We start from the raw sequence: 26,573 nt of genomic DNA, 5'->3' as shown, positions 1-26,573 counted from the left end.
AATTAGGTAAAGTTGTTTTCTTAGTAGGTCGGTACTACTTTACATTTACCGTTATTTCCTGTGTAGTTTGGTTAGTGCGCTTGTCTGTAGCTAAGATCTGGAGCTTGTAAGTTCCTGGAGCTATCCCACCTACATTCACCGTTGTGTCAAACTCAACAACTCTTTTCTGTGGCTTTGTGCTGAAGCTCAACACTGCTTTCTCTGCAGTCTCACCTTTCAGAGTGAAGTTAATTTGCTCCACATCGTCTTTATCAACTGCTGTGATATTAACGCGCAGACCTCCTGCAGCTGTGATAGCTTGATTTTTACCAGGGTTGTTGATGGTCAGGCTTGGGGTAGAACCGTCAGGCTGCAGGCTTCCACCTTCAAAGATATCCTCACATGCTGTAAACGTTACTACAGCAACCAAAGAGGCCAGCATTGTTCTGAATTTCATTCCTATTATTTAGCTAAAAGTTATTTAAACCAACTCGGCATTAGCAGTAGATTTTGCACTATTCTTTAGCAACCATCCCTCTTGCTTCTGCACTGATTTGCTGCAAATTTATAAAAGCTAAGACCATATAACAAAGACAATTGCACAATATTTTACAATTTATTTATCAAAGACTGTTTAGTGCGCATTTCCACCATCAGCTCAAAAAAACTTAGAACCAAGTATTTAACTAGATTAATATATATATACACAAACCCACAAACCAGCATTACATAAATATAGTGCAATACTATTCTATAAGTATCTATAAATATTATTTAGCATTTGCGAAATTTAAATTGCACTAATCAAACAACTAGTTAGATAGGCTAAATAGGATAAAAAAAAATTTCAGTAAGAAGCCAGTGCCGAATTGTATGAAGAAGATGCACTCAATCTTGGCAGAAAATAACATATCAGTCTGTGCACCGTAAAAAAACACGTCGACATTATCTCATTCAGATAGTGCCGGCAATCGTTCTTAACAAGAAGAAACATCTTTAAATTAAAAACTATTAGAACCTATGAGAAGCTATGAAAATTCGGGCTACAACCCTTTCAATGACAATGACAGGTCTCAGTCAAGAGGCTCGTCAAGAAACTATTACTCCAACGACTTTGACTTAGGAAATAGACGCCGCCGTACTGGCCATGATAATGATAGCGGTTATGGTAACCGCCACTCAGGAATGGGCTCAGGTCTAGATGCTTATTCTAATTCAGGTTACGGCAACACCTCATCATACGGCCGCTCTGCCGGCACAGACTACGGCTCATCAGGCTACAGCTCAAATTACGACAGAGATAGAAACGACAGAGATAGAAACGACAGAGACAATGACCGCAACATGTGGGATCGTACTAAGAACGAAGTAAAATCTTGGTTCGACGATGACGACGACCGCAACAGAAGCGGTTCAAGCCGCTACCGCGACAATGACCGTTCCGGAAGCAACTATGGTTTAGGTTCTAGCTACGGTTCGGGCTCTGGCTACTCTGCCTCTAACTATGGCTCATCAAGCTATACCGGCTCAGGTCCAGGCTCTGATTCTAGCTATAGAGGTGGCACCAACTACAGCGGAAACTACGGTAGCAGCAACTATGGTAGCGGTAGCAGCAATTACGGCAGCGGAAGCAATTATGGTAGTGGTAGCAGTAACTACGGTAGCGGAAGCAATTACGGTAGCAGAGGCAACTACAGCAGCGGAAGCGGTAATTACGGAAGCGGCACCTATGGCACAGGCTCCTCTAACAGTAACTACGGTTCTGGCTCTAACTACGGATCATCAAACTATGGTTCTGGATCTAACTATGGCTCAGGATCTAGTTCCAACTACGGCTATGGCTCTTCAGACAGAGACAATATGGGCTACAAATCATCAGGCTACAGCGGAAGCAGCCGCTACTCTTCCGGTTATGACAGCAACCGCGACAGAGATGATGACCGCGGCTTCTTCGACCGTGCCGGTGATGAGGTAAAGTCTTGGTTTGGTGATGAGGATGCGGAACGCCGCAGAAGAATGGATGAAATGCACGACCGTGGAAGAGACCGTGACTATAACTCGGGAAACAGATATGGAAGCAGCTCCAGCTCAGGTAATACCTACAGCGGACCTCCATACTCTTATGGATCATCTTCGAGAAGAGGCTATGAATGGTAGGCACACCTATAGATAACTGTTTCTGGGCAGTTATAATAGGGTAAATGTTTACAATAAAATATCTAATGAAAGCCCCGTTACACTTGTAGCGGGGCTTTTTGTATTTGGGACTAACTATATCCTATACATTTTATACTTTTGCGGATATCGAATCGCTGCAAATCTCCTTGTAAACCTTTTTATAGACTATAATTTATACTTTAGCATGAAGAAACTTATCTTGGGCCTAGGTTTGGCTTTGATGGCAGGCACAGCTACAGCTCAGAGCATGGGCGTAAAAGCAGGCCTAAACTATACCACCCTTAAAGGGAGAGACGCAGAAAATTATGACTATCGACCTGGCTATACAGCAGGAATAACAGCCCGCAAAAGCTTTAATGAGTTAATTGGTCTTCAGACAGAATTGCTATTCACCTCCAAAGGAGCAAAGCGAGAGCTAAGCTCAAATGGCACAGAAACAGAAGAAAGGCTGCGCCTTAGTTACCTGGATGTGCCAGTACTCTTGAGCGTGCAGGTGAGTGGACTGTTTTTTGAGGCAGGCCCGCAGATGTCATTTTTGCTAAAGGGAAAGCAAACTCTAGAGGTAAGCAGGTCTAACACCACTACCATTACCGAGACCGAAATAACAGATAACCCATACCCGATCGACTTTGGCTATGCAGCCGGAGTAGGCTACCGTGCACCAAATGGAGTTGGCTTTGGTGTGCGCTACAATGGTGGTCTGAAAGACATTGATGACGAGGGAAGTTTTGAAGGCAAAGAGCGACGCAACGCCTCATTCCAGTTTACCCTTAGCTATATTCCCGGATTCTAAATAAAAAAGGAGCCTCCTGTATTCAGGAGGCTCCTTTTTATCATAACAGAATTAGGAAACTCAGGGTTATTCAGCTACTGCTAGCTTGTAGATGCTGTCGTAACGCTGTATTGTATCCATATCGACTTTCAGGTCGTGCAGTAAGCCTTCGCTGATGTCGTATACCAAACCGTGCAACCTTGGGGGGTTGTCAGTTTGCATTGCGTTCTGGATGATTGAAGTCTTGTACAGGTTACGTACCTGCTCTACCACGTTCAGCTCAACCAGGCGGCGCAGGCGCTGCTGCTCATCGTCAATAGAAGAAATCTCATTATCGTGCAGGCGAATAACATCTTTGATGTTGCGCAGCCAGTTATCGATTAAGCCGAATTGCTTGTTTCCGGCAGCTGCTGCTACACCACCGCAGCCATAATGGCCGCAAACGATGATATCTCTCACCTTTAGCACCTCTACCGCATACTGCAGCACAGATAACATGTTAATGTCGGTGTGCACCACCATGTTGGCAATGTTACGGTGCACGAACATCTCACCAGGACCATGGCCTGTTATTTCGCCAGCTGGCACACGGCTATCGGCACAGCCGATAAACAGGTAGCGTGGCTCCTGTCCCATGGCCATCTTCTTGAAATAATCAGGATCCTCAGCCAGTTTATCGGCTACCCACTTACGGTTATTCTCAAAAATCTTTTCCATTATATGGTTTACTTTACGTTAATGCGTCTACAAAACTACACTCTAATTGCTTAGTGCAGGTCCATTACAGACACTTCTTTGATGTTAATTAACTCTACTTCTATGTTGCGCTCATGTGCCGTCTTCTTAAACTCCATTATGGCTTCCAGCACATCGTAGTCAATATATTCAGAGTTTTCACCGTCAATTATAACATGGCTGTTCTGTGGCAGATGGTCCAGTGTAAGAACGATGCTGGCCTTGTTCAGGAAAGAAACATGCTCACTAAGCTTGATACGGATAACTTCACGCTCACGGTGCTCTTCCTTATGGAAGAAGTATGGCGACTTATAGTTAGCCTTCAGGATGTAGAATATACCTACTGCCAGACCCACACAGATACCAATCAGGAGGTCGGTAAATAGAATGGCAAGAATAGTTACAATGAAAGGTATAAACTGCTCTGAACCTAATTTAAGCTGAGACTTGTAAAGAGCTGGCTTGGTTAATTTAAAACCTACCACCAATAGTACAGCAGCCAGGGCAGAAAGCGGAATCTTATTCATTAAGCCTGCCAGCAGGAACACAGACAGCGCCAGGAAAGTACCGTGAACAAAGCTTGAAACTCTTGTTTGGGCACCAGCTGCAACATTAGTAGAACCACGAACAATTACGGCTGTCATTGGCAGGCCACCAGCAAGGCCAGCTACCATGTTACCTATACCCTGTGCTTTCAATTCGCGGTTGGTATCGCTGCGGCGCTTATGCGGGTCCAGCTTGTCAATTGCTTCAATACTAAGCAGGGTCTCCAAGCTAGCCACAATAGCAATAGTAAAGGCCACAATGTATACAGATGGGTTAGTCAGGGAGCCAAGATCCAGGAACTGAAGTTCGTTGCCCAGGTCACTAAAACCGTTAATGATCGGAATACTTACCAAGTGACTGGAAGTTATAGCAAGTCCAGGCACAAAGGCTATGAAAACCTCATTTAAAACAATTGAAAGGACTACAGCTAACAAAGCTCCCGGTATAAGGGCTAGTACTTTATTGCTCTTGATTTTCGGATTATCCCAAAGCAGGATTACTGCCAGTGAGATAATACCAATAAAAAGTGCACCTACTTGTATAGCTGAGAAAGCATACCCAATCTCAGAAAAGGTATTACGGCCATCTGGCTGGAAGAATTCCATTTCTCCGAAGAAGTCATCATCTGCACCAAGGAAGTGAGGGATCTGCTTAAGGATCAGGATAAGACCAATAGCAGCCAGCATACCTTTAATAACAGATGAAGGGAAGTATAAACCTATCACACCTGCCTTCAGGAAACCTAGTATCAACTGCAGGAAACCAGCGATAACAACTGCCAGCAAAAATGCCTCAAACGAACCTAGTGTCTCTACACCGTTCAAAACGATAACCGTAAGGCCGGCAGCCGGACCACTTACAGCAAGCTGCGAGCCACTTAGCCACGACACCAATACGCCACCCACAATACCGGTAACAAGACCCGACAACAGCGGGGCTCCTGATGCAAGTGAAATACCCAGGCAAAGCGGAAGCGCTACAAAGAATACAACCAAACCTGAAGGTATATCCTTGCTAAGGTTTGCTAAATAGCCGAAATTATTATTACTCTCTCTCATATCTTAACTTCAAAATAAGTATAGTAAGGATGCCATATCAAATTTTGCCCGAGGCAAGTAATTCACTTGCAACACCTTCACTTTATCTAAACAAACTTACCACATGAAGATTAAGAGGAAATTAAAAGGAGATTAAAATGAGATTAAAAATGAACTCAGATGGGAATTATAACGTAGGCCTGCGGCAATGAAATAGTTACTTCTGTACCCTTATTTATCTGGGAGCTTACATTTATACTTCCCCTGTGCATTTTAAGTATACGCTCTGTTAGCGGAAGGCCAATACCATGGCCTGTTATGTTACGGACATTGTCGGCACGGAAGAACGGCACAAACACATGTTTGAGATCTTCCTGTGAAATACCCAAACCCTGGTCTTGCACACGCAGCACCACATCATGCTTTTGCACCTCAATCTGCCCCACTGCCACTCTGCCATTAGGTGAGAACTTAATAGCATTCTCCAGAACATTTACGACAGCAATCAAAAGTAAGGCCTCATTGCCACGCACAACCAGGCGGTTCTCGTCATCCGGAAAGTTTGAAAAATCTATATCAATACGTGCCTTTGGCTGGCGTTTTAGGGTCTGGTCCCGGGCCATCCAGACCAGTTCATCAAAGCGCAGGTAAGACTGCTTTACTTTGGAAGGATCTATACTTGCCTGGGCTATTTGCAACAAGCCATTAGAGAGCTCGGTTAAAAGGCGGGCGTCCTCCAGCGTACTCTGTAGCACCCGCTGGTATTCCTCCGGCTCTCTCGGCTTCATCAGAGCTACCTCTAGTTCCCCTATCATCGTGGTTAAAGGAGTGCGCAACTCATGCGAGGCATTGGACACAAATGTGCTTTGCATTTCAAATGCCAGCTCAAGGCGGTCGAGCATGCTATTGAAAGTCTGTGCTAAGTGCGAGAGTTCATCTTTGCCGTCGGCATTGCTCAGACGTAAGTGCAGGTCGTTGGCGCTAATTTGCTTTACCTCACTTACTACCTTTGTTATAGGCAATAGAGCCTGTTTTGCAAAGGCCCAACCAGCAATTATAACCACTACCATGGAGCCTAGAAAGCCAACTACAAGTATAATCTTCAGGTTTTGTAGCTTGCGTAAACTATAGGCATCGATACTGGAGGCCAGCACAACGAAATCTCCCGTACTATCCTGGTAGCGTATGCCTACTACCTGTCGTACATCTATATCATACTCCAGCACCCCCTCTCGGCGTATGCGCTCTAGTATGGCCGGAGTCACACCTAGATCACCTTCCCCATTCGAGAATTTAAGATCTCCGCTACTGTTATAGATCCTCACCGCTTCATGGGGCAGCTCATGGTAAAACTGAATCAGGTTTTGCCGCCTCTGATCCTCTCCTACTTCATCGGCCTCCAACACATGCCGGGCAGCCACCTCAGCTCTTCGTAGAATACGGTTATAAAAATCGTCCTGGCGGTAAAGGGAAGTAAAGTAGTAAACAACCAGTGAAAACAGAATCAATATCAGCGCAATGATACTGGCAAACTGCATTGTTAATTTGGTGCGTATTTTCATACTGTATTTTGCTCCTTCAGAACATAACCCATCCCAACCAGCGTGTGGATTAATTTAGAGCTGTGTCCCTTATCCACCTTTTTACGAAGAAAGTTAATGTACACGTCGATCACGTTACTTCCTGTGTCAAAAGATGTTTCCCACACCTGCTCCGTTATATCAACCCTAGATACTACCCGTCCTTTGTTACGCAACAGGTAATGCAGCAAAGCGAACTCACGGGCCGTTAAGTTGATCGGCTTACCGCCTCTGGTAACAGTTTTTCTGGCCACATCCATTTCCAGGTCTGCTATACCTAGCTTTTCACCTACATTAACCTCAGTACTGCGCCTGGAGATTGCCCTGATACGTGCCAGTAGTTCCTTAAACTCAAAAGGCTTGGTCAGATAATCATCAGCACCGGCATCCAAGCCTATGATTTTATCATCGGTTGTACCAAGCGCTGTAAGCATGAGTATAGACACTGCAACGTTGTGACGCCGGATCTCACGACAAACCTCCAGTCCGTTCATGTTTGGCAGGATAATATCCAGAATAATAAGGTCATACTCATTCTGAAGTGCCAGCTTAATGCCAAAGTTGCCGTCATAGGCCTGATCAACTTCGTAGCTCTGCTCTTCCAGCCCTTTTTTTATGAATGAGGCCACCTTTGGTTCATCCTCAATAAGAAGTATCTTCATGCATCATGGTTTAGGTAGGTCGCAATAATCACCTTGCAAAAGCGCGGTGCACAAATATAAGGCCTGCTCTCTAAACAGCAACTGCTAGGTTATAGAGTATCCTATTGCATTACTTAGCGTTTTAACTGACTATGGGACACGCACATCACCATCATGGAGGCCATGGCCACGACCATGGAGCGGGCAGCAATATAAAAGTGGCTTTTTTCCTGAATTTCGCCTTCACCCTACTAGAGATAGTTGGCGGACTCTGGATCAATAGCGTGGCTATACTTTCGGACGCCCTGCACGACCTTGGCGACTCCCTCTCACTTGGCCTGGCATGGTACTTCGAAAACGTAGCTAAGCGCGGGCGAGACCAGAAATACACATTTGGTTATAAGCGTTTTTCATTATTGGGAGCCGTTATCAATTCAGTTATACTGCTGGTTGGTTCATTTATCATACTTTCAGAGGCCATACCTCGTATCTGGGATCCTCAGGAGGTAAATGCTCCAGGTATGATGGCGTTCGCCTTGCTTGGAATATTGGTTAACGGTGCCGCTGTACTTCGCCTGAAAAAAGGGGAATCATTGAACGAGCGTGTCGTAAGGCTTCACCTGATGGAGGACGTGCTGGGATGGGTAGCGGTACTGATTGGAGGCATTATATTATACTTCTTCGACCTGCCTTGGATCGACCCACTGCTTTCTGTTTTAATCACGCTCTACGTGCTGTATAACGTGATTAGAAACTTACGCGAAACTATGAATATTCTGCTGCAGGGTACACCAAAGCACATAAGTGCTGAAAAAGTGGAGGCCGTGTTAAAAGAAATACCTGAGATTAGATCAGTACATGATCTGCATATCTGGACACTGGATGGTAGCTATAATGTACTTACCATGCATGCCGTTGCCGAATTTCAGTTGCCGGTGCAACAGGAGGAAGAATTAAAGAAAAGGATACGCGCTGCCATGGCAGGCATGGACATTCAGCACGTAACCATGGAACTAGAAAGGCCAGGTGAGGCTTGCAGCCATAAAGGCAACCTTTAGGCTTTAGTTTTGATTTAACTGCACTGCCTCGCGAACTAAGTCCGCAAAATAAGTCTCATCAATGTCGGCTAAGGTGCGCACTTTAATATGTGGATATTGGCCGTTGCGGCTTACCAGGCGGCGGTGAGGATCGGAAAGCTCTTTCCCTCTGAAAAAACCAAAATGAATGCCGCTGCGTGAAGAGGCAAAGTAGCAGACAGGGCCATAGAAAAAATAACATGCGCAATCCCAGCGCACGCACTCCTCCAGATGGGCCACTGAACCGCTGATTATTCGCCGAACCTCTTGGGCCAACAACTTCTTCTCAGGTGTCAGTTTATCTACATACTCATCAACTTGGTTTGTGGTCGTTTTGCTTCTCATACGGGTCTTGTTCTCTATCTGATTTCTACTCAGAAACACTTAAATATACTGAAGTTTTAATATACGGCCAAAAACATAAATAGGTTGTTATAGATGCTAAACAAGCACTATATATAAACAACCTAATATACAAAGCAGGGTGATTTTCAGGAATTACAACAGCTGAAAAAGGCGTTGTTCTAACTCATGCAGCTCCACATAACCAGCTGCCAAGCGTTCCGGTCCATTTTCTGTATTGAGGAACAAACTTGGGAAGGTGGTGGCGCCAATATTGTTCACGTAGGCAAATTCATCTTCCATTTGCTGGGTTATTTCCTCCGACTCGAACAGTGTCATAAATAGGTTTTCAGGAATACCGAACAGCCCCACCAGTCGCACCAGTTCACGTGTATCTTTCAGGTCAGCATTATCAACAAAAAAAGCCGAATGCATGGCACGCAATACTTCCAGAGTTAGCACAGGCCGTAGAAGCCGTACACACAACATAGCCCTGCAGGCAGGTTCAGTGTTAAAGACAAAACTCCGCTGGATAAAGAACCGGTACTCGAAAGGCAAGTAAGTTCGCTCCTGCACCCGATGCCAGCTTAGAGCCAGGCGCTCTTTCTGATCGTGCAGTAGAGGCTTTGTTTGATGGGCCTGCAGATCGCCAAAAAGCACCTGCACATCTAGCCTGCCCTGCCACAAGGCCTTTAAACGCCGCACCACTGGTGTAAAACCGTAGCACCATGCGCACATAGGGTTGGTAACATAAAGAAGCGAAAGGTTGTCTGGCAGGTTTCTCATAGTTTATTCTTAAGCTCTATTTTTTACCTTTTACAGCCAGCAATGGTTATGGATTTTGGCCAATGACCTACGAAGGAGTAGTATTCATCCTTCAGTATCAGTGATATATCATTTTCACAGTCATGCCTCCGTCTATACTTAAGCTCTGCCCTGTGATAAAGCCCGCCTTATCGGAGCAAAGGAACAGGGCGGCCTCAGCTATATCCTGTGGTAGACCAACACGCCCTACCGGGTGCTGTTCTTTGTCCTGCTCAGTGTGCTGAGGTGTATACTTCTCACTCTCCTTCTTCCACTCTCCTACTTCAATCCAGCCAGGTGCAATAGCGTTTACACGTACCCGCTCTTTTGTCAGACTTACAGCCAATGAATGCGTCAGCGCCTCCAGGCCACCTTTAGATGCGGAATAAGCAAATGTATCAGGCTCCGACATAAAAGCCCGGGTGCTTGAGATGTTCAGGATAGCAGGGTGCTCAGCCTTCTGCAACAGAGGCAGTGCATACTTAGAGCACAACAGCGGCCCGCGCAGGTTTACAGCAAGCACTTTGTCGAACACAGCCATGTCCAGTTCCTGCAGCGCCCCAACAAAAGGGTCAGCAATGCCTGCGTTGTTTAGGAGCACGTCCAGCTTTTTATACTTCTCTTCTACCTGTTGCAGAAGTACCTGTACTTCAGATTCTACGCTAACATCACAAGGTATAAACACAACCTCAAGTCCCTGGCCTTTTAGCCGCTTTAGTGCTTCCTGCCCTGCTTCCTCGTCTTTATCGGTGATCACTACATTTGCTCCGGCCTCAGCAAAAGCTTGTGCCATTCCCAGTCCTATACCCTGTGCGCCTCCGGTTATTAGTACAGTCTTATCTTGGTAGTAAGTGTTAGGCATATTTTTATACTTTGATCTGTAAATGGCAAGTATAGCGGATGTATTAGATTTCTGCCGCATTAGTTGAGGATAAGCATCTATCAAGTTTCTTTATAGCTGCTCTACAAAAGAAACCCGCTGCCTTATGTCTAAGTACAGCGGGTTTGATAAGTGGTGCCTAGAGGCTCTTATTTCTTTTCGAGTTGACGCTTCAGCTTATCCTCCACATTATCGAGCAACTGGTACCAATTGTCTCCTGAGTCCTGTGCAAACACATCGTTACCAGGTACGCCAACCCGCATGTGCACGCTCCTCGTGTTAGTTGACTGGCTCGCTTCTTCCTTGAAATATATATCCACTGAATCTATCTTCTTGGCATGACGCTTCAGTTTTGTAATCTTCTCCCTTAGTTTTTGCTGCATCGCATCCGAAATATCGATATCAACAGCCTGTACATCTAGTTTTATACCTTCAAAATTCTCTGTGTAATTCATAGCTTATGTATTTTCTACGGTAGATAGAGAGAAATTTATGTCTTGCTTCTCCCTCAAAGTCTTGCCATATAAACGTAAGGCTTCCACTTTGGTTAAGGCCAACCTCTAAACCAGGAGCTTCTCCAAGCGCTTTTCCTGCCCTTTAATGCTGCTTTGTTACTATTTAGCTGCTACAGTCTAATAGTTCAAACTGTACTAAGTCGTTTGCCTTGATAATAGAGTTTATCAAGTCTCGCCAATAGGTGCTGTGCCTTCTAAAGGCAAACAAAAAGGGCTTCTCATGAGAAGCCCTTTTTGTTTGATTGGATTGCTTTATTATCTGCTGCTTGAAACTGCAGTTCCTGATGCAGGTACAAAGCGAACTGTTTTAAGCACATGGTTCTGGCCGGTTGCACCACCAGCTACATTCACCACAATGTAGACATCGTGGAGCTTGCTATCTGGTAGGTTTTGAAGCTTCACAGTACCACTACCTGGTTGTCTTTCTCCGCCAAGCTTAAGTATGCCTTCTCCTACCTTAGTGCCATCTGGCTGATCCAGCCTTACCTCCGCTTTATACTCGGTAGTCTCACCATTGCCGAAGCCTATCAGCTCAATGCTGCCGATATTAGTCAGATCTAACTGCGGCTGTTTCAGCCAACCGTTCGAGCCCGGGAAGATCAGGAAATGAGCTCCGCCGAACTCCACGCTGTTGAAGCCATTGATAGACTTGAAGTCTGCTGCATCCAGGGTTGTATTGCGCAGGTACACTACTCCGGTTCCGGCAAGTGGCTTGATACCCTGGCCTCCCTGGTCTGTGTAAGTAGCCGTTAGTTTCAGAACTGTGTTATCCTTTTGCTTTGAGTCAACTTTAGGCACTATCTCTCCACTGGCAGGCAGAGACTTTCTAGCGTTCTCTGTGTTACCCAAAGAAAGAATCCATTTTACAATCTGCTTGGCATCAGACTCAGACATGTTAGGGTGTGCTGGCATGGCCGCCTCACCCCATACACCACTACCACCTTTAATAATCTTGTTGGTCAGGTGTGTCATGGCTCCATTATCCTTTTGGTAACGCTTGGCTACCTGCGTGTAAGTCGGGCCGATAGACTTTTCATTGATAGAGTGACATGCTTTACAGTCAGAGCTTAGCATCAGGTTTTTGCCCAGCATTTCTTCCGAAACAATCTGGTGTCCCTGAGAAGCACCAGCCAAGTCTGTACCTTCTACATAATCCACCGACACAAACAGGTTGTTCATATCAACTGTGCCATCCGGGTCTGTAACTTTTACACTATACTTAACTGGCTGACCTTCGGTATAGAAGCTGCGGTTGCCTTGTAAAGCCACATTAACCTGAGGCTGCTCATTACCAGCGTACAGGGTAACTACATTGCTCTTAGAAGAAGCATTTTTATCATCAAACACTACCACGCTTATACTGTGGTCGCCGTTGTTGTTGATTGTATACTTCAGAGAAGGCTCTGTAGTGCGTAGGGTTTTACCCCCAACATTCCACTCATAGCGCATCTTGTCGTTCTCAGGATCTTTCGCATCCACTTTGGCCGTGATGACTAACGGTGTTCTACCGCTCATTTTGTCTACTGTCAAGTCAGCCACCTTAGGAGGTCTGTTACCAGCCAGATAGTCTATCCTGGCAAGGCCTGAATCATCATTCTTCGCAAACCAGCCAGAACCATACTCCAGCACATAAAGCCTACCGTCTGGGCCAACTTCCATGTCTATAGCACCCGTCAGCTTAATGTCTGGCATAAACGTCTCCATCTTATCAAAATCGCCATTTTCTTTCATGGTGATAACCTTAATCCAGTTACGCATCCAGTCATATACAAATAACTTTCCGTCGTAGTAAGACGAGTAGCGTGTCTGTTCTGGAAACATGTCTGAGTAATAAACCGGACCTGTCATGGCGTTACGGCCTCCTGAGCCCACCTGTGGGAAGTCAGGCGACTCTGCATATGGATACCAGACAAAGGCAGGCTGCGCAGCAGGAAGCTCCTTAATACCTGTGTTGTTGCGAGACTCGTTTACCGGTTTTGCAGGATCAAACTCTGGTCCTGTAAAGCCCTTACCATAGTCGTAGCGGTTGTAAGCATAGTTGTTACCTATAAACAGAGGCCAACCAAAGTTACCAGCCTTACGGGCCTGGTTCATCTCATCATAACCTCTAGGGCCACGAACTTTCATGCTATCGCCAGCGGCATCTGGGCCCACATCGCCCCAGTACAGGTAACCTTTTTTCTGATCTACAGAGATACGGTATGGATTACGATGCCCCATGGTAAAGATTTCAGGGCGCGCGTTTGGTGTATTTGTAGGAAACAGGTTTCCTTCAGGTATAGTGTAGGTACCATCATCATTCATCTTAATTCTGATGATCTTACCTCTCAGGTCGTTGGTGTTAGCAGAAGTTCTTCGGGCATCAAACTGCTCGTGGCCTGGGCGATCATCCAGCGGCGCATAGCCATTATTTACATAAGGCTGTCCTTTTTCGTTGAATGGTGTAGAGTTATCTCCAGTAGAAAGGAAAAGGGTGTTACCTGGACCGAACGCTATAGAGCCGCCAGTGTGGCAGCAGATATTGCGCTGGGAGTAAAACTGCAGAATAACTTTTTCTGAGGAGTTATCCAGTTTACCATTCTTAAACACGAACCTCGACAAGCGGTTTACAGAGGTATCCGCAGGGCTATAGAACAGATAGATAAAGTTGTTCTTGCTGAAGTTAGGGTCAGCTGCTAAGCCCATTAATCCTTCCTCTGCGTTTACATCAGGTATGGTTGTTTTATGGTACACATTTAGCGCACCTACCTGCGTTACATCACCTGTTTTGTTGTTGTACAGCATCAATTCGCCACGGCGCTGTGCCACCAGGATGTCGAGGCTCGGCAGAATAGCCATCTCAGTAGGCTCAAAGAAAGCACCAGTGTTCAGCTGCACCTTCACAAAGCGGTCAGCCTCTGGCGCACGCTTAGAGGTAGCTTGCTCATAGTCCAGCTCTTTATTTTCACCGATCGCATACTTGATGCCTCCCAGTACGTGCTTCAGGTACTGCGGATCCTGGTAAGACTCATCTGTATGGCCTAAAGCAGTATAAAATGCACGGCCACCATCGTACTCGTGGTACCAAGCCATTGGGTGGTTATCGCCGTTAGTACCGCCTTCGTAGCTGCTCTCATCTATAGCTAACAGCACCTTAGTTTCCGGGTTCAGGTTCTTAAAGTTGTACCACTCGTCAGTTCTCTTCCACTCCTCTGGCAGGTGTGCAGTAGCCTCATGATTTTTATCCACTACATGCAGTACAGCCTCCTGCGTCTCAGGGTGGCTGCTAAAGTAGCCGCCAACCAATCTGCCGTACCATCCCCACTCGTACTCAGTGTCTGTGGCAGAGTGGATACCCACAAAACCACCACCGGCCTGAATGTAGCGCTCAAAGTCAGCTTCCTGGTAGTGATTAAGCACATCTGCGGTAGTGTTAAGAAACACTACCGCAGAGTACTGCTTAAGAGAGTCTTCATGGAACATGTTGGCATTGGTAGTGGTGTCTACCTGAAAGCCATTTTCTAGACCTAATTTTATAAGGGCGGCATTTCCTGCTGCAATAGAGTTGTGATGGAACCCGCTGGTCTTGCTAAACACAAGCACCTTCGGATCACCGGAACGCTTATCACTACAGGAAAAGACAGCAAAGAGGCACACCGCAAACAGGTAAAATGCCTTCTTTATTGGGACTTTTGCTATCATTTAGAATTTAAGGGTGTTTGTTGGTGAAATTTTTTCGTTTCAAAATGGCTATTAGGTACAGCCACGCTTCAGTCTTGTGAGGCAGCTAGCAAGGTGTCAGTTCAGCCGCTAACGTCACCTGGAAACTGCTTCTTCTACTTCCTCAGGAAAAAGCTATGCGTGGAATGCATTTCATAGTTGTGGTTTTGCAAACATAGTCTTGCAGAATAAATGTCTCTACAGGTAAAAATACTACTATTCACTTAAAACCCACCATTACAGGTACTAATTTTTGAGCACTTACTTTCCTCAACCCTCACCCTCTTTTTTTTCGTTTAATATCACAAGTATAAACACTAAAGTTGAAGGCCTATGAACACCCTACCTATCAACTGGCTCACTGAGGGACTTTTAGACTTTGAGTACAAAAAATACATGCTGCTGGCATACTTGCAGGCCGCCAAAAATGAGTTTGGAGAGCAGCGCCTGTACCCTATTTTCTCAGACCTAATCATGCACTACCGGAACCTGTTACAGGTAAAAGAGCATAAGCGCCTGGTATATGAGCAGTTTCCGCAACGTATTAGCCGCGCCGACTTCGAAAAGCTGGAGCTAGTGTATGAGAAAATTGTGGAGGACGACGAGACAATGGCGCAAATTGAAGAGATCATACAGTATGCCACGCCACGCTTTAGCCAAACACTGGAGGAGGGGAAAGAACTCTATGACTTTGTGGAGCGACACCTGGAGTTCAGCCCCGTGGGCATTACTCCTATCTACCATAACGAAGGCTACCTCTTCCTGGAGAATTTCCCTGGCAAAGAGACACAGGTGTACGTGTATCATATTACTGTTTTTGAAAACACTTATGAAAAGTACAGGGGCATTAATACGAAGCACCTGCAGACTGTGCGCCGTGGGCTGGCTCTTACCCATGAGCACTTAAAGGCACAGCTTATACGGGAGAACCAGAAGTTACCTAACCCCGCCACCTTTGTGGCTGTGGCCAAAATACCGGTACCAGTTGAGCAGTCGCTGCTGCCAATTGCCAAGCGTTCGCTTGTAAAATATGTAACTCAACTTGCTGCTTAGAGTATAATCAAAAGCAATACAGGCCTAAGGTAAGAGCTGCTACGCTCTTGCCTGCCTAATTTTAGCGGCTGTTTCACAATATTTTACATAAAAGGTTACACATCTCAGAAAAAGCCCTAATTTTGCATTAGTATCACCAATGGACGTTACGTCTGTAAAAATTTATAAAGAAGAGGCGAGAGACTAGGCTCTGAGACCCTCTGGCAACCTCCAAAATGGTAAGGTGCCAATTCCTAGCCCGGCAGCCGGGGCATATAAATTGATAAAGCAATGCAAACCTACAACATTACATCAGCTACACGTATGGCAAGCAGTGGTACAGCCACCGCATCAGTTGCCTTTGTCCCAACATCTGCTCTTCTGCAGCAGAATTGCTGTTGCTGTTGTTGTATGTGCTAAGCGTGCACTTCTCACCTATACCATTCCAGTTTTACGACGTCTTTTTTAGCCGCTTTCTTCTTTTTACTTTACCGGATATAAGCAGGCACACTTCATGCTCCTTGAGCTTAGTGGCATAGTTATGGCTCTAAACTGGAAACCCTAGTTACAAACTTAGTTTTCAAAGAGATTAATATATATTCCATGGATCTATCACAAGAATTGCTGGCTAAACTAGATAGTTTACGTGCCGCTCTTTCTGGCCTTACGGCTGAGGAAGGACTGCGCCGGCTGGCTCAGGAATTTAATGGCAGCATAGCCTTTTCCTCCAGCCTTGGCATAGAAGATCAGCTCATCACACATTATATATTTGAAAATAACCTGCCAATTAGGGTGTTTACACTTGATACAGGTCGCCTCTTTAACGAGAGTTATACACTGTTGCACAAGACGAACAACCACTATGGCAAAAAGATAGAAGTATACTTCCCGAAGCACGAGGCTGTAGAGCAGCTGGTGAACGAGAAAGGTCCGATGAGCTTTTATAACTCTATCGATGATCGCAAGCAGTGCTGCTACATACGTAAGGTGGAGCCGCTAAACCGTGCCCTGGAAGGTGTACAGATTTGGGTAACAGGTATCCGTGCCGAGCAGTCTGGTGCACGCCAGGACCTACAGTTACTGGAATGGGACGAAGGCCACCAGCTCATCAAGTATAACCCGCTGCTTGATTTTACTTTGGATGAGGTACGTGCTGCTGTTAAAGCACTGCACATCCCTTACAACCCGCTGCACGACAAAGGATTTGTAAGTATAGGTTGCGCACCTTGTACACGTGCCATTTTGGAAGGAGAAGACTTCCGTGCCGGCCGTTGGTGGTGGGAAGACAACTCGAAAAAAGAGTGCGGCTTGCACGCAAGATAAGTTAAAGATTTCAAGAGTTAAGAGTGGTACATACAACCGCTTGTTAATCATAAAATATGGACAAGAGATATCTGGATTACCTCGACCAGCTGGAGGCAGAAGCCATCCACATTATGCGTGAGGTAGCGGGGCAGTTCGAAAAGCCAGCCCTGCTTTTTTCGGGCGGTAAAGATTCAATTACACTGGTACGACTGGCTGAGAAGGCATTTAGACCAGGTAAATTCCCATTCCCGCTGGTACACATCGACACTGGCCACAACTTCCCTGAGGCCATTCGTTACCGCGATGAGCTAGCCGAGCGCCTTGGTGAAAAGCTGATCGTTCGCAATGTAGAGGATACGATCAAGCGCAAGAACCTATCAGAGCCAACAGGCCGTTATGCCAGCCGCAATGCGCTGCAGACACACACCCTGCTGGAGACTATAGAGGAATTCGGTTTTGATGCCTGCATTGGTGGAGCACGTCGCGATGAGGAGAAAGCCCGTGCCAAAGAGCGTATTTTCTCTGTACGAGACGAATTTGGTCAGTGGGACCCGAAGCGCCAGCGTCCAGAGCTTTGGAACATCTACAACGGCCGCATCAACAAAGGCGAAAACGTGCGTGTGTTCCCCATCTCTAACTGGACAGAGCTTGATGTATGGAACTACATTAAGCGCGAAGGTATCGCATTACCACATATCTACTACACCCACGAGCGCGAGTGCCTGGTGCGTGATGGAAAACTGATGGCATGGTCTGACTTCATTTACCAGGAGCCGGACGATGTGGTGGTGAAGAAGCAGGTACGTTTCCGTACTGTAGGCGATATGACCTGTACAGCAGCTGTGGAGTCGGTAGCATATGATATCGACGCCGTAATTGCCGAGATTCTGGAGTCAAAGATTAGTGAGCGTGGAGCTACCCGCATCGACGACAAGTTGTCGGAAACAGCGATGGAAGACCGTAAGAAAGGAGGATACTTTTAAGATGGACATACTACGATTTATAACTGCCGGCAACGTAGACGACGGCAAGAGCACATTAATCGGTCGCCTGCTCTACGACACAAAGCAGATATTTGCAGACCAACTGGAAGCTATCGAAAGCTCTGGCCGCCTGAACGAGGATGGACAGATAGACCTTTCTTTGCTGACAGATGGCCTAAAGGCAGAGCGTGAGCAAGGCATCACTATCGACGTGGCTTATAAGTATTTCTCTACAGAGAAGCGCAAATTCATTATTGCTGATGCGCCAGGCCACATTCAGTATACTAGAAACATGGTTACGGGTGCGTCTAACTCAAACCTGTCCATCATTCTGGTAGATGCACGCAAAGGAGTTCAAGAGCAGACACGCCGTCACTCTATTATCTCTACGCTGCTGGGTATCCCGCACCTGGTAATCTGTATCAATAAGATGGACCTGGTTGGTTACGACGAGCAGGTTTACAACCAGATTGTAGAGGATTACAAGCAGTTTGCTAAAAAGCTGAAGTCGAAGGACATCACCTTTATACCTGTTAGTGCCCTTAAAGGCGATAACATTGTGGAAAGCTCTGAGCTGACTATGCCATGGTACCAGGGGCCAAGCCTGCTGGAGCACCTGGAGCAGGTTCCTGTTTCACAGGATTTCAACCTGGAAGATTCACGATTCCCGGTACAGTATGTTATCCGCCCCCTTACTGCTGAACACCACGATTACCGCGGTTATGCAGGTAAAGTGATCAGCGGTACTTATAAGGCTGGCGACAAGGTAACAGTACAACCCTCGGGCCAGACAACTACAGTAAAGTCTGTTGAGCTAGGTGGTAAGGTGCTGGAAGAGGCATTTGCCCCTATGTCAGTGGTACTGCAGCTGGCAGATGAAGTAGATATCAGTCGTGGCGATGTTATTGTAAAAGCTGCTGATGGACTTGAAGTAGCCCAGGAATTTGAGGCTGAAGTATGCTGGATGCACAACAAAGCTTTAAAACCAGGAGCTAAGCTGTTGCTACGCCACAATTCTACTGAAACCCGCTGCGTGGTTCGCAATATCGACTATAAGATCGACATTAATACGCTAGACCACCTGGAGGACGTGGACCAGGTACAGCTGAATGATATTTGCCGTGTGCAGATTAAAACAGCATCCCCACTCCTGCTGGATAAGTATGAGAACAACCGCTCCAACGGTGGATTTATACTTATAGACGAAACATCTTACGCTACAGTAGGTGCCGGTATGGTAGCTGAAATAGAATACTAGCGACAGAGTAGGACTAGATCATAAATAGAAAAGCCGCTGCGAATTTATACTTGCAGCGGCTTTTCTATTTTACCTGCTCAAAAGAAGTAAAGGTTACTTCACCAACTCAAAGCTATAGCTGATAGTGGTGGTTTTGTAAAGTATAGCTGCCACTGAGCAGTACTTATCCATTGACAGCTGAATTGCTTGCTGTACCTTCAGCTCCTCCAGCGGCCCGCCAAGAGTAAAATGTACATGAATCTGCTTAAACAGAGAAGGCACCTCTCCCTGCACGCGATCAGCTTTCACATTGATCTTAAAGGAATCGATCTGCTGGCGCTTCTTCTTTAATATCTGGATAACATCAATAGCACTGCAACCACCGAGCCCCATCAAGAGCAGCTCCATTGGGCGAGCTCCGGCATTATGCCCACCTATTTCCGGTGAGCCGTCTATATTGATCTCCACTCCTGAAGCACCTGTGGCCGCAAAGTGAAAATCCTGATCAACGCGTGTTAAATTAACTTCCATGAATTTATGTCTGATGTTGAGCTACAAACTTATTATCATTAGGGTGTACTCTAATATACAATCTCTATAGTAGAGTATCCTCCTGTGTACAATGTTTTAAATAAGGTGGAAATGTAAAGAGACGCAAACTTGTTGCGCCTCTTTAACTGATGTATAGTAGCAGCAGTGGTTATACCCGTTCCAGTGCCTGTGTTACATCTGAAATGATGTCGGCTATACTTTCCAAGCCTACTGAAACGCGCACCAAACCCGGTGTGATACCGGTAGCTGCACGCTCCTGCTCTGAAAGCTTAGAATGTGTGGTTGATGCCGGGTGTGTTACAATAGTGCGTGTATCGCCTAGGTTAGCACTAATACTGGCCATCTGCAGGTTATCAATAAAGCGTTTTGCCGCATCATAGCCTCCTTTTACCTCCAGTGTTACAATACCACCACCCAAGCGCATTTGTTTTTTAGCAAGCTCATACTGAGGGAAAGATGGCAGGAAAGGATAATTCACCTTCTCAAGCGCCGGATTTCCTTCCAGAGTTTCTGCCAATTTTAGAGCGTTTTCGCAGTGCTTTTCTACCCGCAAGCGTAGCGTTTCCAAACTCTTTGAAAGCACCCATGCGTTAAACGGCGACATGGCAGGCCCTGTATGGCGGGCAAAGTATCGAATTTGAGCAATAAGGTCGCTTTTTCCAACAGCTATACCTCCGAGCACACGCCCTTGGCCATCGATGTACTTGGTAGCGGAATGCAGTACGAGGTCAGCTCCGAAGTCTGTCGGGTTTTGTAGTACAGGTGTAGCAAAGCAATTGTCTACCACCAAAAGCAGGTTGTGCTTCTGCTTCAGCTCACCCAGCCACTCCAAGTCTATTAGTTCTAAGCCTGGGTTGGAGGGAGTTTCTATCAGTATAAGCTTGGTGGCAGGCGTAATCAGGCTTTCCCATTCTTCCGGATTACCGGCATCAGCATAGCTATAGGACACTCCCCACTTAGGAAAAATATTGGTGAGCAGTTGGTGCGTGGATCCGAACAGCGAGCGGCAAGCCAACACATGGTCACCGGACTGCAGCAGAGCCCCTAAACTTCCAAAAATGGCGCCCATACCTGAAGCGAATGCAAAGCCATCCTCTGCTTTCTCCAGGTAGCACATCTTCTCAAGCAATTCATCGATGTTTGGATTTGCGTAGCGTGAGTAAACCTGACCGGCCTCCTCCTCTGCAAACACGGCACGCGCTTGCTCAGCATCCTCAAAAACAAAGCTGGATGTTAGGTATAGTGGCACCGAGTGTTCGCGGTAGTGGGAGCGTTGAGTCTGGAGACGGATTGCCCCCGTATTACTATCATTCATGAATTGCTGCTTTATCTAATCTTGTTATACTTTAAAATTGGCCACTACAGAGCCTTGTTAAAACGGAAAGGCCATTACGATCAGTCTCAGACTCACAATAATAACCACGATACCCACAATAATCATCATGGTTTTAACTGGTAGCTTTCGGGCCAGCATGGCTCCGATAGGCGCTGAAATAGATCCTCCTAATATAAGGCCCAAAATAATCTGCCAGTGCGATATACCTGCAAAAGCTACGAAAGTAGCAGAGCTGGCAATAGAAACAAAGAACTCAGCCAGGTTAACAGAACCAATGGTATACATAGGGTTCCGGCCCTTGGCAATCAGTGTAGACGACACGATTGGTCCCCAGCCGCCCCCGCCAATGGCATCTAAGAAACCACCTGCTGTAGCCAGAAAGCCTAGCTTTTTCACGGGCTTTTTCTTTGCTTTCTTTCGCAGTACTTTGCGCAGGATCAGGATACCTAGCACTAAAGTATATACTGCTACAATGGGCTTGATAATGTACAGGTATTCTTCAAAAGTAAAGAGCAGGTAAGCTCCAAGTATAGCTCCCAGCACACCTGGCAGTACAATGTTCTTAAAGAGCTTACTGTTTACGTTACCGAACTTAAGGTGCATCCAGCCAGACACGCCAGAGGTAAATATCTCAGAGGCATGCACACTCGCACTCGCTGCTACCGGACTCACACCAAAGCTCAGCAGGAAAGTAGTTGCACTCACTCCATAGGCCATACCTAAGGCACCATCTATCAGCTGGGCTACAAAGCCAGCCACGATAAAGATGAGTATGTCAGAATCAATCTGGGAGGCAACATCCAAAGCGACATTGCCAATAGTCTGCAGCGGAATGTAAGTAAAAAGGAGGTGACCTGTTACCATAAGGGCAATGGCTGCAAAAACCATCACCAATACCGAAGTTACATTATACTTCTGCTTCTTCTTTGGCGCAGGAGTTACTAACCCTTCTGTTAATGCATTTAGCTGCTTTACCTTTTCAGCAAAATCGCCATTCAGCTGTTCCCGTATCTTCCCCATTTTGCCCAGCACCTGGTCAATCTCCTCCGGGAAAGCTTCATTCAGCACCTCTTTTACACGCTTAGCCACAGTAGGCGACTTGCCGTTGGTAGAGATTCCTAGCTTCAGGCTTCCTTTCTGTACTATAGACCCCAGGTAAAAATCACACTGCTGCGGCGTATCGGCTACGTTGGTCAGTATCTTCCTTGATTTTGCCAAATCTCGGATAGCTCTGTTTAGCACATGATCATCTGTGGCAATAAGCACAAGGTCTTTACCATCCAGGTCATCCTCCTGAAACTCCCGCACTACCAGCTCCACTTGTGGGTGCTTAGTTGCCAGCGCCCAGATATCCACATGTATCTCAGGGGCCACCAGCCGTACCTGCGCCTTAGGACTGTTGGCAAGAATTGCCGAGAGCTTTTCAAGCCCTACTGCCCCACCTCCTACCACAAGAGTTTGCAGCTCCTCAAGTTTCAGGAAAACCGGGAACAGGGGGTTAGCCGTGTTAGCTATCCCTTCTGTAGCAGAGGGTACAGTTATATTTTCGTCCTGGTGATGCTCCATTCGAATTTAGATGCTTCTATTTATACTCCTACAGCTGCCAACTCCTGCTGCTGTTGCAGGGCCAGCGTATAGCGTAAGGCAGGGTGATAATTCACCACATCCCCGATCACGATAATGGCCGGCGACTCTACCTTTCTCGTTTCAACCCGCTCTACAATGTTATGCACATTACCTAGTGCAATCTTCTCGTCTGGCAAGGAGCCGTTCTGTATCACAGCCACAGCCGTATCAGCTTTGCCGGCAGCCGCAAAGATTTCTGAAATCTGCGCTAATTTACTTACTCCCATCAGAATTATCACAGTTGCGTTGGATTGAGCTGCCAATCTTACGTCCGAAGAAATCTCTCCGGAGCTTGTTGTACCCGTGATAACCCAGAAACTCTCGTTTACACCGCGGATGGTAAGCGGAATCTGCTGCAGCTCTGGCACTGCAATAGAGCTTGAGATGCCCGGTACTACCTCTGTATGGATGTTAAATTTGTCAGCATAGGCCAGCTCTTCGTAGCCGCGACCAAAAACAAAGGAGTCGCCGCCTTTCAGGCGCACTACGTGCCCATGAGAGAAAGCAAAATCAACGATGAGCTTGTTTATCTCCTCCTGCTTTAGATGGTGTGCCCCTGCCCGCTTACCTACATAGACTTTAGGAGCATCGGCGGGCGCATGCTTTAACAGCTCCGGGTTTACCAGTGCATCGTAAAGTACCACATTAGCCTGCTTCAGAGCTTTTATCCCTTTTAGGGTAATTAGGTCTTCATCGCCGGGTCCTGCACCCACCAGTGTTAACTTTGGCAGTTTATATCTCTCTGCATTAGCCTGTTGCTCGGCAACAGTATTTTTTATTTCTCTTCTTCTTGATGCCATTGTTTTAATTTTATAGTTGAGTAAACAGCTACTTGTAGGCGGGAATTACCACCGATTCGCTACTCCACAACTGGTTCTCTTTGCTCCTGACGATAGCGGGTTGCCTCCTGTAAGAATAGCAGCGCCTGGTTCAGGTAATCTTTCGCAAATGCCTCACTTGGCTGATTTTGATTTATCTGCAGCACTTTGCTCTTGAAATCAGATTCGAAAGTGAAAATGCCTGTCTCCACGAAGTGCGTGTCGAACTCTTGCATAATGCTATTCTGTGTATTGGTGCTCACGTTCTTATCCAGCAGCAGCGCTTTGGCAGTGCTGATGAAGGCTGCATAACCATAGTAAACTGCATCAGCATAGCGCTTATCTTCCATTGCTTCTCCTGCCCACTCCAGCTTTTCGTCCGCCTCATAAAGCAGTGTAGCCACCAGGTCAATCATTACACCGGCACACTCGCCCACACCAATAGCAGGTTGGAAATCGTCCTGGTGTCCCCAGTCAATAAAATCATCCGGAGTAAGTGTAGTCAAGTCAGTCAAAGGCTTTAGCAGCTGGTAAAAATAATCTTTCCCGTTGCGGTCGTAGTAGGCGTTAAAGCGCTCGTTTTCCTCCTTTTTTGCCAGGTAATCGTTCAGCACATAACGCAGTACTTCCGGTCCTCTCTTGCTTGGCACCTTCAGAAGCTTCTGGGCAATGCGACCTTCACCATTACTCAACGTACCGCCACCCAGCAAAACCTGCAGGGCTGGCACTACGCTCTTGCCACTCTTTAAAGAAGAGCCATGGAAGCCCAGGTTGGCCATACCATGCTGGCCGCAAGAGTTCATACAGCCGCTAATCTTGATTTTGATATCAGTATTGAACAGCATCTCCGGATACTCATCCACGATTACCTTCTCAAGCACTTTAGTAATATTGGTGCTGTTTGAGATACCAAGATTACAGGTATCTGTACCAGGGCAGGTCGTGATGTCGGCTACGCTGTTAAAGCCCGGCTCGGCAAGTCCTAGCTCATCCAGCTGCGCAAAGAAGTATGGAAGTGCTTCCTCTCGCACATACTTTAGAAGCAGGTTCTGTCCCTGTGTTACACGAATCTCATCGGCAGAAAACTCACGCACCAGTGGCACCAGCTTACGCGCTGTAGTACTGCTGATATCACCAATCTGTACTTTGATATAGATACCGTAAAAGCCCTCCTGCTTCTGCTTGAACACATTTGTCTTCAGCCACTTGTTGTACTTATCGGTATCGTCTATAACAAAATCCGGAATAGCTTTCTGGGCTGGAGGTGCAGGATTAAAATCTATAATTTTATCAATTTCAAACGAGTGGGATTTGAGTGCTTTATACTCCTCTTCAACAAGGCGCATCACTTCTTCCAAACCTAACTTTGCAATCAGATATTTAAACCTGGCCTTGTTGCGGTTATTGCGCTCGCCATAGCGGTCAAAAATACGCAGTACCCCCTCAATAAATGGAATCACCTTGTTCTCAGGAAGAAACTCGAAAGCAGTATGAGCAAGCGATGGCTGAGCACCAAGACCTCCCCCAATCATCACTTTAAAGCCACGCACTTCCTGCCCATCTTCTGTTCTTACTTTAGGAATAAAGCCAAGGTCGTGCATGTAAGACATCGCAGTGTCAGAGTCGCTGGACGAAAAAGACATCTTAAACTTACGGCCCATGTCCTGGCAAATAGGGTTGCGCAGGAAGTAGCGGAAGGTAGCATCAGCGTAAGGAGACACATCAAACGGCTCGTTCGGGTCTATGCCTGCCTCAGGAGATGCTGTTACGTTACGCACAGTGTTACCGCAAGCCTCACGCAGTGTTATGTCATCCTGCTCCAACTTCGCCCAAAGTTCAGGTGTTCTGTCTAGGCTCACATAGTGGATCTGGATGTCTTGGCGCGTGGTCAGGTGCAGGTTTCCTGTAGAGTATTCATCTGAAATATCAGAAATGCGGATCAGTTGCTGCGTCGTAAGCTTACCAAAGGGCAGCTTTATACGCACCATCTGTACCCCAAGCTGGCGCTGTCCGTAAACACCACGTGCCAGGCGCAGGCTTTTGAATTTATCTTCCTGCAACTTGCCTTCGCGGTAGAGTCTGATCTTCTTTTCCAGCTCAATTATATCCCTCTCTACAATCGGGTTTTCTATTTCTGTTCTAAAACTTTGCATGCTGATTTCTGATGAATATTAGCCGCCTGAGCGACTTGTTCGATAAAATACATATAAAGAAAGCCTGACACGGCCAGAAGTGGCTGCGCTTTAACAGGCTGTAAGTTAAGGTTAGCCTAACAGGCGCACATGCCATGGAATTGCTGCTGACAACAACAGCAGGTGGCACAACAAATAACTGAGGTGTAGGCTACTGCCGAAGCTGTAGCTGTAAAATGTTTAAAGTATGAATTTGATACGATTGCTGCAGTACGCATGCGTTTGTTGCTGTAGGCTATGTGCAGCAATACTCAAAGAGACTAAGCCGCAGTAGCTGTAAAAGATAAATTGAAGTTAGACCCGCTTGGGAAACTGCTTGCGAAGCAGTGATAAAACGCCAGGTCTGGATGATGGGGGCTCCTTAACAGGAACAACAGCAACAGCAACAACACATCGCGGCAGAAGCAGTGGCAATGTAGGAAGTAGTGCCTGACTGTGACGTGGCGCTTCCGGATGCAGTGATGTAATTTGTTGTGTTCATGGTTTTTTAATTTATATTTTCCCTTCGTTGGGCAGGATGTGGCACCTTTCCTAGGTGGATGGTTGCCAGAGGGTCAGGGAGCCTGTTCTCTCGCCTCTTCGTCTATAAACTTCTTGCGGTTAGCAATACTATTCGGAACAAATGTACTAAAGAATTACGAAAAGGATACACAGCTACTAAATTATTTTAGAATTCAACAGGAAAACACCTAGCTCAACACATTGTAA

At 46.3% G+C, this 26,573-nt stretch carries 22 protein-coding genes and 2 riboswitches; of the genes, 7 read left to right on the top strand and 15 right to left on the bottom strand.

Annotation, left to right across the window (positions count from 1 at the left end):
• Positions 1-34: 34 nt before the first annotated feature.
• Positions 35-436, bottom strand: coding sequence for an Ig-like domain-containing protein (locus PKOR_RS13010; protein WP_046311288.1), 402 nt, complete (start codon positions 434-436; stop codon positions 35-37).
• Between the two features lie 563 nt (positions 437-999).
• Between PKOR_RS13010 and PKOR_RS13005 the strand changes: the two genes are divergently transcribed.
• The gene (locus PKOR_RS13005; protein ID WP_046311287.1) at positions 1,000-2,136 is read left to right on the top strand and encodes an SWFGD domain-containing protein; all 1,137 of its coding nucleotides are present in this window, start codon (positions 1,000-1,002) and stop codon (positions 2,134-2,136) included.
• Between the two features lie 205 nt (positions 2,137-2,341).
• Positions 2,342-2,950, top strand: coding sequence for a porin family protein (locus PKOR_RS13000; RefSeq protein WP_046311286.1), 609 nt, complete (start codon positions 2,342-2,344; stop codon positions 2,948-2,950).
• Between the two features lie 66 nt (positions 2,951-3,016).
• Here the strand turns inward: PKOR_RS13000 and PKOR_RS12995 are convergent, their stop codons facing one another.
• The 4 genes from PKOR_RS12995 to PKOR_RS12980 all read right to left on the bottom strand — a co-directional run bounded on the left by PKOR_RS12995 (position 3,017) and on the right by PKOR_RS12980 (position 7,489).
• Positions 3,017-3,646, bottom strand: coding sequence for a carbonic anhydrase (locus PKOR_RS12995; RefSeq protein WP_046311284.1), 630 nt, complete (start codon positions 3,644-3,646; stop codon positions 3,017-3,019).
• A 50-nt stretch (positions 3,647-3,696) separates the two neighbouring features.
• Positions 3,697-5,268, bottom strand: a complete 1,572-nt coding sequence (locus PKOR_RS12990) for a SulP family inorganic anion transporter (protein ID WP_046311283.1) — start codon at positions 5,266-5,268, stop codon at positions 3,697-3,699.
• Between the two features lie 155 nt (positions 5,269-5,423).
• Complete coding sequence (locus tag PKOR_RS12985; protein ID WP_046311281.1) at positions 5,424-6,809, bottom strand: HAMP domain-containing sensor histidine kinase; 1,386 nt, start codon at positions 6,807-6,809, stop codon at positions 5,424-5,426.
• The gene (locus PKOR_RS12980) at positions 6,806-7,489 is read right to left on the bottom strand and encodes a response regulator transcription factor (RefSeq protein WP_046311280.1); all 684 of its coding nucleotides are present in this window, start codon (positions 7,487-7,489) and stop codon (positions 6,806-6,808) included. The genes PKOR_RS12985 and PKOR_RS12980 overlap by 4 nt, the downstream gene beginning before the upstream one ends.
• Positions 7,490-7,620: 131 nt before the next feature.
• Between PKOR_RS12980 and PKOR_RS12975 the strand changes: the two genes are divergently transcribed.
• The gene (locus PKOR_RS12975) at positions 7,621-8,526 is read left to right on the top strand and encodes a cation diffusion facilitator family transporter (RefSeq protein ID WP_046311278.1); all 906 of its coding nucleotides are present in this window, start codon (positions 7,621-7,623) and stop codon (positions 8,524-8,526) included.
• A gap of 3 nt (positions 8,527-8,529) precedes the next feature.
• Here the strand turns inward: PKOR_RS12975 and PKOR_RS12970 are convergent, their stop codons facing one another.
• The 5 genes from PKOR_RS12970 to PKOR_RS12950 form a co-directional block, all read right to left on the bottom strand.
• The gene (locus PKOR_RS12970) at positions 8,530-8,889 is read right to left on the bottom strand and encodes a DUF1801 domain-containing protein (protein ID WP_046311277.1); all 360 of its coding nucleotides are present in this window, start codon (positions 8,887-8,889) and stop codon (positions 8,530-8,532) included.
• Between the two features lie 153 nt (positions 8,890-9,042).
• Positions 9,043-9,672 (bottom strand): DsbA family protein, encoded by a 630-nt coding sequence (locus PKOR_RS12965; protein WP_046311275.1) that lies wholly within the window; start codon positions 9,670-9,672, stop codon positions 9,043-9,045.
• A gap of 97 nt (positions 9,673-9,769) precedes the next feature.
• Positions 9,770-10,612, bottom strand: coding sequence for an SDR family NAD(P)-dependent oxidoreductase (locus PKOR_RS12960; protein ID WP_235336347.1), 843 nt, complete (start codon positions 10,610-10,612; stop codon positions 9,770-9,772).
• A gap of 107 nt (positions 10,613-10,719) precedes the next feature.
• On the bottom strand, positions 10,720-11,025 hold the full coding sequence (gene hpf, locus PKOR_RS12955; RefSeq protein WP_046311274.1) for a ribosome hibernation-promoting factor, HPF/YfiA family: 306 nt from the start codon (positions 11,023-11,025) through the stop codon (positions 10,720-10,722).
• A gap of 315 nt (positions 11,026-11,340) precedes the next feature.
• A complete protein-coding gene (locus PKOR_RS12950; protein WP_052738847.1) occupies positions 11,341-14,766 on the bottom strand; it encodes a ThuA domain-containing protein in 3,426 nt (1,141 codons plus the stop codon).
• 351 nt (positions 14,767-15,117) lie between these two features.
• Here PKOR_RS12950 and PKOR_RS12945 point away from each other — a divergent pair, with 351 nt between their 5' ends.
• The 4 genes from PKOR_RS12945 to PKOR_RS12930 all read left to right on the top strand — a co-directional run bounded on the left by PKOR_RS12945 (position 15,118) and on the right by PKOR_RS12930 (position 19,362).
• Positions 15,118-15,837 (top strand): hypothetical protein, encoded by a 720-nt coding sequence (locus PKOR_RS12945; RefSeq protein ID WP_046311272.1) that lies wholly within the window; start codon positions 15,118-15,120, stop codon positions 15,835-15,837.
• Positions 15,838-15,996: 159 nt separating this feature from the next.
• A riboswitch (SAM riboswitch) is annotated at positions 15,997-16,098 on the top strand.
• A gap of 321 nt (positions 16,099-16,419) precedes the next feature.
• Entirely contained in the window at positions 16,420-17,139 is a 720-nt protein-coding gene (locus PKOR_RS12940) for a phosphoadenylyl-sulfate reductase (RefSeq protein WP_046311271.1), read from the top strand.
• Positions 17,140-17,195: 56 nt separating this feature from the next.
• Positions 17,196-18,104, top strand: a complete 909-nt coding sequence (cysD, locus tag PKOR_RS12935; protein ID WP_046311269.1) for a sulfate adenylyltransferase subunit CysD — start codon at positions 17,196-17,198, stop codon at positions 18,102-18,104.
• 1 nt (position 18,105) lies between these two features.
• Positions 18,106-19,362, top strand: a complete 1,257-nt coding sequence (locus PKOR_RS12930) for a sulfate adenylyltransferase subunit 1 (RefSeq protein ID WP_046311268.1) — start codon at positions 18,106-18,108, stop codon at positions 19,360-19,362.
• Positions 19,363-19,455: 93 nt separating this feature from the next.
• Here the strand turns inward: PKOR_RS12930 and PKOR_RS12925 are convergent, their stop codons facing one another.
• From PKOR_RS12925 to PKOR_RS12905, 5 genes are all read right to left on the bottom strand, one after another.
• Positions 19,456-19,872 carry an OsmC family protein gene (locus PKOR_RS12925; RefSeq protein ID WP_046311266.1) on the bottom strand — a complete coding sequence of 139 codons (417 nt, stop codon included), beginning with the start codon at positions 19,870-19,872 and terminating at the stop codon, positions 19,456-19,458.
• A gap of 169 nt (positions 19,873-20,041) precedes the next feature.
• On the bottom strand, positions 20,042-21,208 hold the full coding sequence (locus PKOR_RS12920) for a trans-sulfuration enzyme family protein (RefSeq protein WP_046311265.1): 1,167 nt from the start codon (positions 21,206-21,208) through the stop codon (positions 20,042-20,044).
• A gap of 57 nt (positions 21,209-21,265) precedes the next feature.
• Positions 21,266-22,795, bottom strand: coding sequence for a TSUP family transporter (locus PKOR_RS25985; protein ID WP_084694789.1), 1,530 nt, complete (start codon positions 22,793-22,795; stop codon positions 21,266-21,268).
• Positions 22,796-22,815: 20 nt separating this feature from the next.
• A complete protein-coding gene (gene cobA / locus PKOR_RS12910; protein WP_084694788.1) occupies positions 22,816-23,655 on the bottom strand; it encodes a uroporphyrinogen-III C-methyltransferase in 840 nt (279 codons plus the stop codon).
• Positions 23,656-23,714: 59 nt separating this feature from the next.
• Positions 23,715-25,826, bottom strand: a complete 2,112-nt coding sequence (locus PKOR_RS12905) for a HEPN domain-containing protein (RefSeq protein ID WP_046311263.1) — start codon at positions 25,824-25,826, stop codon at positions 23,715-23,717.
• A gap of 528 nt (positions 25,827-26,354) precedes the next feature.
• Positions 26,355-26,457: riboswitch (SAM riboswitch) on the bottom strand.
• Between the last annotated feature and the right edge of the window lie 116 nt (positions 26,458-26,573).

Origin of the sequence: Pontibacter korlensis, assembly GCF_000973725.1 — a bacterium.
Lineage (GTDB): Bacteria > Bacteroidota > Bacteroidia > Cytophagales > Hymenobacteraceae > Pontibacter > Pontibacter korlensis.
This window is presented reverse-complemented; position numbering and strand designations above follow the sequence as displayed.

Excerpts from the sequence above, each read along its gene's own strand:
- PKOR_RS12965 (WP_046311275.1), bottom strand. The coding sequence starts at position 9,672 with ATGAGAAACCTGCCAGACAACCTTTCGCTTCTTTATGTTACCAACCCT.
- cysD (WP_046311269.1), top strand. The coding sequence starts at position 17,196 with ATGGACAAGAGATATCTGGATTACCTCGACCAGCTGGAGGCAGAAGCC.
- PKOR_RS12990 (WP_046311283.1), bottom strand. The coding sequence starts at position 5,268 with ATGAGAGAGAGTAATAATAATTTCGGCTATTTAGCAAACCTTAGCAAG.
- PKOR_RS13010 (WP_046311288.1), bottom strand. The coding sequence starts at position 436 with ATGAAATTCAGAACAATGCTGGCCTCTTTGGTTGCTGTAGTAACGTTT.
- PKOR_RS12950 (WP_052738847.1), bottom strand. The coding sequence starts at position 14,766 with ATGATAGCAAAAGTCCCAATAAAGAAGGCATTTTACCTGTTTGCGGTG.
- PKOR_RS12905 (WP_046311263.1), bottom strand. The coding sequence starts at position 25,826 with ATGCAAAGTTTTAGAACAGAAATAGAAAACCCGATTGTAGAGAGGGAT.
- PKOR_RS12930 (WP_046311268.1), top strand. The coding sequence starts at position 18,106 with ATGGACATACTACGATTTATAACTGCCGGCAACGTAGACGACGGCAAG.
- PKOR_RS25985 (WP_084694789.1), bottom strand. The coding sequence starts at position 22,795 with ATGGAGCATCACCAGGACGAAAATATAACTGTACCCTCTGCTACAGAA.
- PKOR_RS12925 (WP_046311266.1), bottom strand. The coding sequence starts at position 19,872 with ATGGAAGTTAATTTAACACGCGTTGATCAGGATTTTCACTTTGCGGCC.
- PKOR_RS12940 (WP_046311271.1), top strand. The coding sequence starts at position 16,420 with ATGGATCTATCACAAGAATTGCTGGCTAAACTAGATAGTTTACGTGCC.
- PKOR_RS12975 (WP_046311278.1), top strand. The coding sequence starts at position 7,621 with ATGGGACACGCACATCACCATCATGGAGGCCATGGCCACGACCATGGA.
- cobA (WP_084694788.1), bottom strand. The coding sequence starts at position 23,655 with ATGGCATCAAGAAGAAGAGAAATAAAAAATACTGTTGCCGAGCAACAG.
- hpf (WP_046311274.1), bottom strand. The coding sequence starts at position 11,025 with ATGAATTACACAGAGAATTTTGAAGGTATAAAACTAGATGTACAGGCT.
- PKOR_RS12960 (WP_235336347.1), bottom strand. The coding sequence starts at position 10,612 with ATGCGGCAGAAATCTAATACATCCGCTATACTTGCCATTTACAGATCA.
- PKOR_RS12920 (WP_046311265.1), bottom strand. The coding sequence starts at position 21,208 with ATGAATGATAGTAATACGGGGGCAATCCGTCTCCAGACTCAACGCTCC.
- PKOR_RS12980 (WP_046311280.1), bottom strand. The coding sequence starts at position 7,489 with ATGAAGATACTTCTTATTGAGGATGAACCAAAGGTGGCCTCATTCATA.
- PKOR_RS13000 (WP_046311286.1), top strand. The coding sequence starts at position 2,342 with ATGAAGAAACTTATCTTGGGCCTAGGTTTGGCTTTGATGGCAGGCACA.
- PKOR_RS12985 (WP_046311281.1), bottom strand. The coding sequence starts at position 6,809 with ATGAAAATACGCACCAAATTAACAATGCAGTTTGCCAGTATCATTGCG.
- PKOR_RS13005 (WP_046311287.1), top strand. The coding sequence starts at position 1,000 with ATGAGAAGCTATGAAAATTCGGGCTACAACCCTTTCAATGACAATGAC.
- PKOR_RS12970 (WP_046311277.1), bottom strand. The coding sequence starts at position 8,889 with ATGAGAAGCAAAACGACCACAAACCAAGTTGATGAGTATGTAGATAAA.
- PKOR_RS12995 (WP_046311284.1), bottom strand. The coding sequence starts at position 3,646 with ATGGAAAAGATTTTTGAGAATAACCGTAAGTGGGTAGCCGATAAACTG.
- PKOR_RS12945 (WP_046311272.1), top strand. The coding sequence starts at position 15,118 with ATGAACACCCTACCTATCAACTGGCTCACTGAGGGACTTTTAGACTTT.